The 12,879-nt window shown below is 39.8% G+C and carries 11 protein-coding genes; all 11 read left to right on the forward strand.

The window, feature by feature from the left end; translation table 11 throughout:
* On the forward strand, positions 1-542 hold a 542-nt coding region (locus tag ACTNES_RS15540), incomplete at its 5' end, for an IS200/IS605 family accessory protein TnpB-related protein (RefSeq protein ID WP_441040029.1).
* A 204-nt stretch (positions 543-746) separates the two neighbouring features.
* Complete coding sequence (locus ACTNES_RS15545) at positions 747-1,406, forward strand: hypothetical protein (protein WP_441040031.1); 660 nt, start codon at positions 747-749, stop codon at positions 1,404-1,406.
* A 476-nt stretch (positions 1,407-1,882) separates the two neighbouring features.
* Positions 1,883-2,878: a LacI family DNA-binding transcriptional regulator gene (locus ACTNES_RS15550; RefSeq protein WP_291817598.1), complete on the forward strand. Its 996-nt coding sequence runs from the start codon at positions 1,883-1,885 to the stop codon at positions 2,876-2,878.
* A 336-nt stretch (positions 2,879-3,214) separates the two neighbouring features.
* Positions 3,215-4,864: a glycoside hydrolase family 32 protein gene (locus ACTNES_RS15555; RefSeq protein WP_441040033.1), complete on the forward strand. Its 1,650-nt coding sequence runs from the start codon at positions 3,215-3,217 to the stop codon at positions 4,862-4,864.
* 547 nt (positions 4,865-5,411) lie between these two features.
* On the forward strand, positions 5,412-6,728 hold the full coding sequence (locus ACTNES_RS15560; RefSeq protein WP_291817601.1) for an ABC transporter substrate-binding protein: 1,317 nt from the start codon (positions 5,412-5,414) through the stop codon (positions 6,726-6,728).
* A gap of 72 nt (positions 6,729-6,800) precedes the next feature.
* Positions 6,801-7,697 (forward strand): carbohydrate ABC transporter permease, encoded by an 897-nt coding sequence (locus tag ACTNES_RS15565; RefSeq protein ID WP_256280924.1) that lies wholly within the window; start codon positions 6,801-6,803, stop codon positions 7,695-7,697.
* A 13-nt stretch (positions 7,698-7,710) separates the two neighbouring features.
* The gene (locus ACTNES_RS15570) at positions 7,711-8,562 is read left to right on the forward strand and encodes a carbohydrate ABC transporter permease (RefSeq protein ID WP_441040036.1); all 852 of its coding nucleotides are present in this window, start codon (positions 7,711-7,713) and stop codon (positions 8,560-8,562) included.
* Positions 8,563-8,852: 290 nt separating this feature from the next.
* Complete coding sequence (locus ACTNES_RS15575) at positions 8,853-10,013, forward strand: IS3 family transposase (RefSeq protein ID WP_441040038.1); 1,161 nt, start codon at positions 8,853-8,855, stop codon at positions 10,011-10,013.
* Positions 10,014-10,151: 138 nt separating this feature from the next.
* Complete coding sequence (locus ACTNES_RS15580) at positions 10,152-10,403, forward strand: IS3 family transposase (protein WP_441040040.1); 252 nt, start codon at positions 10,152-10,154, stop codon at positions 10,401-10,403.
* A 354-nt stretch (positions 10,404-10,757) separates the two neighbouring features.
* The gene (locus tag ACTNES_RS15585; RefSeq protein ID WP_441040042.1) at positions 10,758-11,864 is read left to right on the forward strand and encodes an RNA-guided endonuclease TnpB family protein; all 1,107 of its coding nucleotides are present in this window, start codon (positions 10,758-10,760) and stop codon (positions 11,862-11,864) included.
* A gap of 170 nt (positions 11,865-12,034) precedes the next feature.
* Positions 12,035-12,879 (forward strand): MATE family efflux transporter (locus ACTNES_RS15590; RefSeq protein ID WP_441040044.1); only part of this gene is annotated, 845 nt, incomplete at its 3' end.

Here is a 12,879-nt window from a genome sequence, read left to right on the forward strand (position 1 = left end):
GCTCTGCGCAGACACAGGGAAGATGGGCATATACGAAACGTCTGAACACAGAACTGGGTAAAAAGACTGCAGGTGCGATTGTAAGATATGCGGAAGAAAACCATGCAGATGTGATCGTGTTCGAGTATCTGGAGATGCAGGGGAAGATATCGGGAAAGAAAAAACAGAAACTGCACCTGTGGAGAAAAAGAGATATCCAGAAGTGTTGTGAACATCAGGCACACAGGAAAGGGATGCGGGTATCCAGGATCTGCGCATGGAATACCAGCAGATTGGCTTATGATGGTTTCGGGGCGGTAACACGTGACTGGGAAAATCACAGCCTCTGTACTTTCCAGACAGGAAAACGATATAATTGTGACCTGTCAGCATCCTATAATATAGGGGCGAGATATTTTATCAGAGAACTTTTAAAACCCCTTCCGGCAACGGAAAGGTCTTTGCTGGAGGCAAAAGTCCCTCCTGTAAAGCGTAGAACCTCATGTGTTTATGCAGACTTAAGAGAACTTCATCTGCAAATGGAGATCTTAAAAGCAGCATAAACACAGGCAGATATACAGCGGATTACCTGTAATGTGGGAACCTGCCGTATCCGGCATGGAAAAAGCACATAACTGTGCAGACCTAAGTTACAGGCGTATCCGCCGATATTTAGTCTGACGCCTAAAGCGTCTGGAAGCACGTGACTTTAGCCATGTGAGGTTCACATCCTGAATGAGCCAATACTGGAAGATATGTGGGAATCCATGAAGGTTACAGAACGCTATCCTGCAGTTGATCCTGAGAAAGCCAAAGGAACAAAGCCAAATACAATGGAATTCATCCGTGGTTTTTATCTGGAAGCATACGACAGAATCCGCAAACATATGCCGGAAGACAAATATGTTGTATTCCATGATGCATTCTGCTTAAAAGCATGGAAAGATTTTATGCGTGAAGACAAATACAAGAACGTAGTTCTGGATACTCACCAGTATCTGATGGTTGCAGAAATGAAGGGCTGCCAGCAGACTGTAGAAGAGTACGTGAAATATGTAAAAGAGCTGAAAAAGGACATCGAAGAAATGCAGGAATACTTTCCGGTAATCTGTGGTGAATGGTGCCTGTTTAACTCTCTTGCAGTTGGCTGCGATACAAAGGGTGGACAGTCAGTTCTCAACGGTGTAGAAGGCATGGCACAGGAAACAGTCAGTGCTGAAGAAAAGAAGAAAATCTACAACGCAGTTGTTGAGGCACAGCTTAAGATTCAGAGCGCATCTGCACTGTCCTCTATTTCAATCGCATTCGCATGGATACCGGTTATCACATTTGTAATCTGTGTAATCTGCATGGCATTCTTCAACGTAGATAAATACTATGCAAAAGTAGTGGAAGATCTGTCTCAGGGTAAACACAGAGGCGAATAATAGTAGCAGGATAACAAATAAATTGCATCATTTCTATAGCAAACCTCTCAAATGTATTATTTATGAGGATTGCTGCAAATAAACATAAGTTAACAGCAAAAAGGATGTCGGATTTGCTCGGCATCCTTTTTACGTAAGACAAAAATGAATAACAGAAGTAAGCGGGGATGTTCAATAAGTATAAAACGTAAATTGTATGGTATAAGAGTTGGAAAAAAGAGGCAGTCTGTGCAGGACTGCCTGGATACATAACTGGAACATGTTCCAGTTTGACGAAAGAAAGGGCTGCTTTTCGGCAACTTATTAATTGTAAGAACAAATGCGCAGTGCTATACTTATCTTATTAAACTTTATTCTAGCTTGTCTGCAGCAATGGAATTTTGGTATATGCATGTCAAAATACCTTGCAGGATAGGCGTATGAACAGTAACTATTATGTGACTGTGAAAAGTAATAACAGAATAGGAAAAGTAAGTATGGCGAGTATAAGAGATGTAGCGCGCAGAGCAGGCGTAGGGGTGGGAACCGTTTCCAGAGTTATAAACGGAAATGGGTATGTATCAGCTGATACAAAAAAGAAAATTGAAAAAGCAATTGAAGAATTAGAGTATACACCAAATGAATTGGCGAGAAATCTGTTTCGTAATAAAACAGGAATTGTAGGAATACTGGTGCCGGATGTAGATCATCCGTTTTTTTCAAGTTATGTGAGACAGACAGAGGCAGCTTTGTATGAATTGGGGTATAAGACTCTGATTTCAAGTACTATAGGAGTCAGCAACAGAGAAGAAGAATTTCTGGATATGCTGGATCGAAATATGGTAGATGGCATTATTGCCGGCTCTCATACACTGGAAGGAGAGAAATACCTGAAAAGAAAACATGCTATCATTTCCTTTGACAGAGATTTCGGACCGGAAATCCCGATGATCGGGTCGGATCATGTAACCGGCGGCAGACTGGCAGCGGAGGTTTTGATTCGGAATAAATGTAAAAAAGTACTAAATATATTCGGTGTGTCACCAAATATTGTGGCAAATGATAAACATACAGTACTGAAAAAAACTCTGAAAAAACAAGGAATTGAAGTGGTAGATCTGATTCTGGAGTGGAACAGGTTTGGCCATGAGGATTACTGGGAAAGTGCCAGAAAGGTAATGGAAACTTTTGATGGAATCGATGGTGTGTTTGGAACTGATCAGCCTGTGCTCAATATTATGCATCTGGCACTGAAAGCAGGAATAAAGATACCGGAAGAGTTAAAAATCGTAACATATGATGGAACGGATATATCCAGACTGGTTTATCCGGAAGCTACCAGCATCAGGCAAAATATAAAGATGCTTGCAGAACTCAGTGCTAATTCTGTGGTTGATCTGATAGAAAACCGAAGACCTGTACCGAATAAGCAGATTATCCCTGTAGAATTGTATCAGGGACAGACAACTTATCCTGTAGATATGGTCATATAGACTATTATTTGACAGTCCATGAGTTTTTAAAGAAGAGATTTAGGTATCGATAAAAATACACAAATATCTCTTCTTTTTTTTGTCTAATTTAGGGAAAAAGCAGTACTATATTGACAAAATCTAATTTACATCATATACTTTATACAAATGGAACGGGTACCACATATAAAGTATCAATAATTTGTGCTTTATTATGTTTCAGATAGTATTTCATAATACATGATAAGCCCTGCTGACAGGGGGCTTTTTTATTTCAATGCGTATGGAACGGGTACCACATCTATTATTTACGAGGATTACTATAAATATGACAAATATCAGAAAGGGGATTTACATATGTACACAGGGAATTATGAATGTCTGGAATTATTTGTAAAACCGGATGAAGGCAAAAAAGGCAGTGTGCTTCTGAAAAACGTAAAAGAAAGCACAACAGAGACAAAAGAACTGAAACATATCTATGGAAACTGGATTAAATTTCCGGTAAGCAGAAATACAGAATATGAAATCTCAACACAGGACTGCACAATAACATTTGCTTATTTAAGTGAATGTGAAAACATTATGGAAAATGGAATCTGTGTGCTGGATACTACAGACAATTATAAAGAGATGAATAAAGAAGAGTTCCTTCATTTCATAGATACTCCATATAGAGAACAGTATCATTTTTCACCGGTTGTGAACTGGAATAATGATCCGAACGGACTTTGTTGGTTTAAGGGCTATTATCACCTTTTCTATCAGCTGAATCCTTTTGGGCAGGAGTGGAATAATATGTACTGGGGACATGCAGCAAGCAAGGATCTGGTGCACTGGACACATCTTCCGGTTGTGTTAGAACCTCAGGAAGAAATTCTGGACAATCTTGCAATCAAAGGAGGTGCTTTCTCCGGAAGTGCACTTCCGATGGGAGATGAGGTGTACTTCTATCTCACAAGACATATCGGACCGCAGGATGACGGATGGGACACTGTTCAGTATCAGACAATGACAAAGAGTAGTGATATGATCCATTTTGAGCCGGAAAAAGAGATTATCAGGGAGAAACCGGAAGGTACTAACTATGATTTCCGCGATCCGAAAGCAATTAAAATTGGTGAGAAATATTATATTGTATTAGGTGCATGCGTAGATGAAAAAGGAACATTTCTTCTGTACGAATCTGAAGATGCAGAGAAATGGAAGTACAGATGTCCTCTGATCACAGAGGAAACAAAGATCAGAACCATTGAGTGTCCGGACTTTTTCCCACTGGATGACAGATATGTAGCTATGGGAGCATGGATGAGTCATTATGATGAATACGGAAGATTCCAGCAGTGCAGATATTATGTGGGAGATTGGAACGGTGATGCAATGGATGTCCATACACAGCAGTGGGTAGACTTTGGAAGCAACTGCTATGCAGCACAGAGTTTTCAGCATGAAGACCGCAGGATACTGATCGGTTGGATCAGTGATTTCTATGGAGAGCATATTGCTACAGAGTCGGGAGCTTATGGAAGCATGACTCTGCCAAGAGAACTTCATGTGAAGAATGAACATGTATATACAAAACCTGTAGAGGAAGTTTATACTCTTCTGGGTGATACAGTATATGAAGGCACAGGCAGTGAGATTAAAGTCGGCTCCATTGCAGATAACAGATATTATGCATCTGTATTATTTGAAGAAACGGGAGATTTCAACATTCTTCTTGGTCAGGATGGGGATAAATCCATCAGTCTGACTGCAGAAGGGGGAAAAGTATTCTTTAAAATGGTCGGTGTGAAGAGCGATAAGGTACAGTTTGTTTCTTCTGTGGAAAAATGCAGAAATGTAGAAATTTTTGTAGACGGAAGAACAATTGAGGTATATTTAAATGATGGAGAAGATGCAGGAACCAGACTGTTTTACAATAGCAGCAGCCAGGGTATCTTCTGTCTGAACAGTGATAAAGAAGCGCAGGTTAAAATCTGTGAAATGAAATCTATCTGGAAATAAATCCGTAGAATACAGATATTTGGCTAAGTTACTGAGAACGGAGTGAACAGTAACGATATTTGCTTAAAGCAATGTGCCATATATCTGCCGGCAGTAAAAAAATGGTAAGGGTTCCATAAAAATGAAAAAATAAATAGAAAGAAGAGGGGGAAAATTGAGAATTCTATTTTCCCCTCTCCTTTTTTGGAACGTGTAAAAAATAACGGAATATAGGAAATTTAATATAAATATAGCAAAGAAAAAACCCAGATATGATTGTGAAAAATATATAAAAACAGATAACTTATATTGTAAAAATATACGAATTGATGCGAAAACAGGATTTTCAAGCTAAAATCTATTGACAAATAAGGCAAGAGAGATTATGATAAAACCATCATATGAAACGGGTTCCACAAGAGATTAAATAAAGCCTTTTAGCACAGCGAAATAGCTGTGGTTAAAAAAGGAAATACATGGAACGGGTTTCATAAAAGCAGCATTTCCTGAACGAGATTAAGGAGATGTAACCTCAAAAAACAATATATTTTATCAGGAGGAAAGAAACATGAAAAAAAGAATGAGCGTAATTCTGGCACTCACAATGGCGGCAACTACAATGTTCAGTGCAGTACCGGCAATGGCAAAAGATGGTGATGTAGTAAACATTACAATCTGGAGCCCGACAGACAGAGAACAGGTAGAGGCATGGTGGACTGAGAAGATTGCAGAGTGGAACGAAGCAAACCCGAATATCCAGGTCTCACGTGAAGCAATCGACCGTTCCGATTCCTATGCATATGATAACAAAATTGCTACAGCAGTAACATCCAATGACCTTCCGGATATCTTCTATGTAGACGGACCGCAGGTTTCCTACTATGCAGCAAACGGAATCAGCATTCCGCTGAATGATTATTTTACAGAGGATGATCTTTCTGATTTCGTTCCTTCATCCATTGCTCAGAATACCTATGACGGACAGTTATATGCAATCGGTGCAACAGAATCTTCTGTAGCATTCTATTACAATAAAGAATACCTCAAAGAGTGCGGTGTTGATACAGATGACCTTGATTCCCGTACATTAGACAACCCGATCACATGGGATGAGATGGCAGAGATCGCTGAGAAGTGTACAACAGATAATTATGTGGGAACACACATTATCATGGATCATGGTGAAGGTCTTCCATATGCATTAGAGCCAATGTATATCTCTGAAGGAAAAGACTACATCAGCGAAGATGGTAAGGAAGCTGATGGATATGTAAACAGCGAAGAAGCAGTAAAAACAACTTCTTACCTTGCAGATCTTATTGCAAAAGGATATGCAAACATTGAGCCGATCACAGACGAGTTCTTAAACGGTGCATGTGCAACAATGCTTGGTGGTTCATGGGAGGTTGCAACTCTGGAAGCAAATGCAGATTTTGACTGGGGTGTAACATACTATCCGGTATCTGAAACAGGTACAGCAGTTTCTCCTTGTGGTGACTGGGCAGCAGCAGTAAGCAAGGATTGTGAGAATCCGGATGCAGCAGGTGAATTCCTTCAGTGGCTGATGAACAGCGAAAATGTAGCAACTTATGCAGCAGCAATCGCAAAACCTGCAACACGTAACTCTGCTTATGATGAAGAAGCAATGGCTGATTACAAAGAAGGAGCACGTGCACTTATGGTTGAACAGCTGAACAACACAGCAGTTCCACGTCCAAGAACACCTTCCTATGCAACATTCTCTTCTGCATATGCTGAAGCAATGACAAATATCCTCTCTGATGCAGCTACAAACGGAGAAGTTGATGATGATTATATCCAGTCTGAACTTGATACAGTAGCAGAAACATTCACAGAAGATTACGAAACATACTACGCTGAATAATCAGGATAGAAACCTGGCCGCATCGCTTCTGCGGTGCGGCCGTTTTAAGTTTGTTAAAAGGGGGAAAGGATTATGGCTAAGACGAAGCTGACAGGCAGAAAACGTGACGAGAGAATCACTGCATATGCATTTACTGTTCCGGCAGTTATCCTTCTGATCGCATTTCTGGTTGTACCGATGATCTATACCGTTTACTATTCCGGATTTAAATATCAGATTATGAGACCGGATGCCATAAAGATGATTGGTATTGAAAACTATCAGAAACTGTTCCAGGATAAAAACTTCTGGATGGCTCTGAAAAATACTGTATATTTCACAGTAGTTGTTGTACCTGTACAGTGTATACTGGCACTTGGACTGGCACTTCTGGTTTCAAAGAAATTCCGCGGAGTCGCAGTATTCAGAACAATGTATTTTAGTCCACAGTTAACTTCTATGGTTGTTATTTCTGTTTTGTGGTCAGTACTTTACAATGCAAATCCAAACACTGGTCTTATCAATTCTCTGCTGGTATCACTGGGAATGGATCCTATTAATTTCCTGAGCAATGAGCATACAGCCATGAACTCCATTATCTTCATGTCTGCATGGCAGGGCGCAGGTTATCAGATGATGATTTTCCTGGCAGGTCTTCAGGGAATTCCGAAAGATCAATATGAGGCAGCATCTGTAGATGGTGCAAACAAATGGAATCAGTTCCTGTTTATCACACTTCCGGGACTGAAAGGAACTATAAAATATGTTGTTATGATCACTATGATTCAGGCAATGAAGCTGTTCACACAGCCATACATCATGACACAGGGCGGACCAAAGAACTCCACCAAAACTCTGGTATATTATATTTATACACAGGGCTTCCAGAAAGGTAACTTTGGTTATGCCTGCTCAATCGCAACTGTATTCTTCGTTATTGTTGTGGCAATGTCACTGTTAATGAAGAAAGTAACTACTGCAACTGATTAAGGAGGACAGGAAAATGAAAAAATCATCAATGAAATTTTCAGCGGCTTTTTCCAAATTTATGTTTTATTTTGGAAATATTGTCATAGGTATTATCTTTGTTTCTCCTCTGATCTGGATGATTTCCGCGTCTCTGAAACCGGAAGCTCAGATTTTTGCAAATATGAACTCACTGAAAACATTCTTTCCGGTATCGGCTTCTTTTAATAACTATGTAGAAGTATTTACCAGAATGAATCTTCCTCAGGTATTTAAGAACACCTTGCTTTACATTGCACTCATCCTGGTTCTTGATCTGCTTGTAAACTCCATGTGTGGTTATGCGCTTGCAAAATTTGAGTTCAAAGGAAAAGGCGCAATCATGAATCTGGTAGTAGCCCTGATGGTACTTCCGATGGAAGCAATCATGCTCCCATTATATATTGAAATGTCACAGCTTGGCTGGGTAAACACACTTGCAGCACTGGTAATTCCTTTTGTAGCAAAATGTTTCTCCATCTATATGTTCCGTCAGTTTTTCTGTGATATTCCGGATGATCTGATCGAGGCGGCTGCAATTGACGGATGTCGTCCGGCAGGAACTTTCTTCAAGATTGTTATGCCGATTTCCAAGACTGTATATGCAACTGTATTTATCCTTGATTTCGTCGCTCACTGGAATGACTTTATGTGGCCATTCCTGGTTATGACCGGTGAAGATAAGCGTACGATCCAGCTCGCGGTTCAGTCCTTCTTCGGAACACAGCCTGTACATTACAGTGCAATCATGGCAGCACTGGTAATCTCTGCAATTCCGATGATCATCATGTTCATCTTCATGCAGAAATACTATGTAGAAGGTATTGCATCTTCCGGTATTAAAGGCTAAGTAAATATATACAGTCCTACAATGCGCTCAGATAGCGTTTTGTAGGGCTTTTTTTGTTAACCGAATCGAGTAAATCTCTTGATGCAATTGCGAATATCCGTCTGACTTATGAAAACACTTGGATTTAACAATCGTAGCAAGAATTCCCTCACCTCTATAGGTGATGGGATGAATTGCACATTCGAGCATGTTTCGAGCATGTCTGACTTAAATGAAAAACTAATTTCCAACTGTAGATTATCCGGAGATGCGGACAAAATCTTGGACCAACTAAGAGTTAGGAGGTTCATATGTATTCTTACGAAGACCGCATCCGTGCTGTAAAGTTTTATATCAACTGTGGATATAATGCAGCATACACAGTTAGTAAATTAGGTTACCCTGATGCATCAAATCTCAAGCGTTGGTATAGAGAGTATTCAGAGTCGAATGATCTTCATAAGGGGCGCAAAAAGGTCAGTAAATTTTCTGACAGGGAAAAGCGAGACGCTGTTGATTATTACTTTGCTCATGACCGAAATGCATTGCAGACGGTAAAAGCACTTGGATACCCAAGCAGACCTCTTCTTATACAATGGGTTAAAGAACTTTTTCCAGAGGAAGGTAAAAGACGTTGTAAATCTTTTAAACCTCATGTAAGATGTTCCCAAGAAGAAAAAATACAAGCAGTAATGGAATCATGCAAAGGTAACTTAAAGATATCACAGATAGCCAAAATATATGGTGTTACTCCATCTGCTGTTTCTATTTGGAGAAAAGAACTACTTGGTGAAGGGAGAACTTTGAAAATGATCCAACCTCCTGCTGAAGATAAAAGCATCGAACAATTAATACGTGAGAAAGCAGAACTGGAAGCTAAAGTCAAACGTCTCGAAAACGATGTATATAAACTTCAATTAGAGCGTGACGTTCTCGAAAAGGCAGGCGATATCTTAAAAAAAGAGGAGGGCATCAATCTTGATCAATTGACTAATCGTGAAAAAGTTTTCTTGATTGATGCCCTACGTAATAAATATAAATTAAATGAACTGCTACCTGTTTTAAAGCTTTCTAAAAGTAGCTACTGTTATCAGGTACAATGCATAAAAAGCAAAGACAAATATAAAGAATTACGCCAACAAATAAAAGAGCTCTTTATATGTAATAAAGAAATATATGGCTGTCGTCGCATACATTGTCTGTTAAAAAAAGATGGTATTATTGTTTCTGAAAAAATAGTCCGTCGTATAATGAACGAGGAACAATTAATCGTTAAAGCAGCAAGAAAAAGAAAATATAACTCTTATAAGGGGGAGATCACTCCTGAAGTTGATAACATAATAAAACGTGATTTTTCAGCTAAAAAACCAAACGAAAAATGGCTTACAGATATAACAGAGTTTCATATCCCAGCAGGCAAAATCTATCTGTCCCCTATTATAGATTGTTTTGATGGAATGGTTGTTTCCTGAACAATTGGCACTTCCCCAAACTCCGAACTTGCAAATACCATGCTTCAAAAAGCTATTGAGCAGCTTGATCCTTCAGAGCATCCTCTAGTTCATTCTGATCGAGGATGTCATTATCGTTGGCCGGAACGGATAAATCTCATGGACAATGCCGGTCTTACCCGCTCTATGTCAAAGAAAGGATGCTCTTCGGATAATTCTGCATGCGAAGGATTTTTTGGTCGTCTAAAGAATGAAATGTTTTATGGAAGAGACTGGAACCATGCATCTATTGATTCATTTATACATAAATTAAACGAATATATACATTGGTATAATGAAACTCGAATTAAAATATCGTTGGGTGGAATGAGTCCATTTCAATATAGACGTAGTTTAGGAATAGCAATTTAGTCCAAGAAAACATCCGCACCCCCTTTACTCTTGCCAACTGGAAGTTAAAAATACATTTAAGTTCGAGCATGTCTGCTCAAATTCATAAAAAATCACAAAAACACTTGTTCTGATACAATAAATATATTATAATAGAAAAAGAACAATATGCTCTTAAAAATTGGACGGTCGAAATAAGCAATAAGTGAGTGTACATAATGAGTTTAGATAATAATTCTCATTCAGTGTTTTTGTTTGATTCTGGTTATGAAATATAGCAGAAAGATGCTGGACGATAAGCTGTTAGAGAGAGCAAAAGAAATTTTTGAAATATAGCACCTGTTGAAACAATTCATCAGTATATAGAGAGTCAGGGTGAGAAAGATAAACCGGGCAGTAAAAATAAGGATATATCCAAATAAAGAACAGATAACCCAGATAGAGAAGACAATCGGCTGCAGCCGTTTTCTCTATAACCGGATGCTTGCGGATAAGATCCGTTATTATCAGGAAGAAAAAAAGATGCTGAAAAATACGCCGGCCGGATATAAAAAAGAATATCCATGGCTGAAAGAGGTAGATTCTCTTGCGCTGGCGAATGTGCAGTTAAATCTGGAAGGGGCTTTCCGAAAATTTTTCCGGGAACCGGGAGTGGGATTTCCACATTATAAATCAAAAAAACATTCGCGGAAATCCTATACAACGAATATGGTAAATGGGAATATATGTCTGCAGGACAGGTTTCTGAAACTGCCAAAGATGCAGCCGGTAAAAATAAAACTCCACCGTATGATCCCGGAGGGATGGAAGCTGAAATCAGTGACTGTGAGCAGGGAACCGTCCGGAAAATATTTTGCCAGCCTGCTGTTCGACTGTGAAAACCAAACAGTGGAGAAAAGACAGGCGGAAAAATTTCTGGGGATTGATTTTGCCATGCATGGGATGTGTGTATTTTCTACCGGTGAAAGAGCCGGATATCCCATGTTTTACCGGAATGCAGAGAAAAAACTTGCCCGGGAACAGAGAAAACTTTCCAGATGTGAAAAGGGCAGCCGTAACTATCAGAAACAGAAGAAAAAGGTTGCTTTATATCATGAAAAGATAAAGAACCAGAGGAAGGATTTCCAGCATAAGCTCAGCCACAGCCTTGCAGAAGACTATGACGCAGTATGTGTGGAGGATCTGGACCTGAAGGGGATAGCCGGAGGCCTGCATTTCGGAAAAGGGATACAGGATAACGGATACGGTCAGTTCCTTTCCATGCTTGGATATAAGCTGGAAGAACGCGGAAAATATCTGATAAAAGTAGACAGATATTTTGCATCCAGTAAGATATGCAGCGTATGTGGACATAAGAAGAAAGAGCTGGCATTATCAGAACGGATATACCTATGCGAATGTGGAAACCGGATGGACCGTGATGTGAATGCGGCGGTCAATATTCTGAAAGAAGGAAAAAGAATATATAAAAAATGTGCATAATAGCACAGAAAAAATCCGTAACCGGATAAAAAGAACCACGGGACACGCGGGGATAGCCTGTTTTAGCTTTGCTCTGAAGGGTAATCGAGCAGGAAGCTCCCACTTCAAAATCTGTAAGATTTAAGTGGTGAGAGCATGTCACTGGAGCTGTATTATGTGCTGGAATCGCAGTGATCCTGACTGCATTATGCAGTGCTTTATGTCCTCAGATCTTACATATTCTATCAGTACCGGAGGACATTTATGACAATGCATACAACTATCTGCTGATCATTTTCTTGGGGATTCCGTTTACGATTTTATATAACTATCTGTCCAGTATTTTACGATCAGTGGGAGACAGCAGGACACCGTTTATATTTCTGGCGTTATCTGCTGTTCTGAACATTTTTCTGGATTTATTCTGTATTGTAGTGCTGAGACTTGGATGTGCCGGAGCTGCCATTGCAACGATTTCTGCACAGGCAATTAGCGGGATTTTGTGTCTTATTTTTATTATCCGCAAGATGAAACTTCTGTGGTTAAAGAAAGAAAACAGGGCAATAAAGAGGAATGCAGTAAAGGAACTTCTGGCAATGGGAATGCCTACGGGACTCCAGTTTTCAATCACAGCTATCGGAAGTATGGTCATGCAGTCAGCGAACAACGGACTGGGAAGTACATATGTATCAGCCTTCACTGCGGCAATGAAGATCAAGCAGTTTACCATGTGTCCATTTGATGCTATTGCAACCTCTGCTTCTGTATTCTGTAGTCAGAATCTTGGAGCAGGACAGTCTGACAGGATTAAGAAAGGCCTGCGCTGTGGTATTACAGTGGGAGTAGGATATGGTATTGCAGCGGGAATTTTACTGATTTTTGCAGGGCGTACACTTTCCATGTTGTTTGTTGGAAAGAGTGCGGTGGCAGTTCTGGATGCCTCTGCCAAATACCTCAGATGTATGGGGTTTTTCTACTGGAGTCTTGGTATTTTGAATGTTGCCCGTATGGTAACTCCTGTCTCTTATACACATCT

Origin of the sequence: Blautia sp. HCP3S3_D9 (genome assembly GCF_052063845.1) — a bacterium.
GTDB lineage: Bacteria > Bacillota > Clostridia > Lachnospirales > Lachnospiraceae > Blautia_A.